This window comes from Shewanella sp. S1-58-MNA-CIBAN-0166, from assembly GCF_040310085.1.
Lineage (GTDB): Bacteria > Pseudomonadota > Gammaproteobacteria > Enterobacterales > Shewanellaceae > Shewanella.
The window spans coordinates 1-258 of record NZ_JBEOPN010000161.1; the positions used below are offsets into that span (position 1 = coordinate 1).

Sequence of the window (258 nt, forward strand, 5' to 3'; positions counted from 1 at the left end):
TTATTAATGTGCTTTTTCGTACTTTTACTCGCATTTTCTGAAATGGATGTACTTAAATTTAAACAAATTGCAGGCTCAATGAAGTTTGCTTTTGGTGTACAAAATAAAATAGAAGTAAAAGACATTCCAAAAGGGACATCTGTTATTGCTATGGAGTTTACGCCGGGTAAACCTGAGCCAACTCCTATAGAAACCATTCAGCAACAAACGGTTGAAATGACCCAACAAATGCTTGAGTTTCAGGCGGGAGATGAAAGC

The 258-nt window shown here is 36.8% G+C and carries 1 protein-coding gene; it reads left to right on the forward strand.

Features of this window, described 5'->3' with window-relative positions; all coding sequences use genetic code 11:
- Nucleotides 1–258 (forward strand): flagellar motor protein MotB (locus tag AAEY99_RS21535; protein WP_351011996.1); only part of this gene is annotated, 258 nt, incomplete at both ends.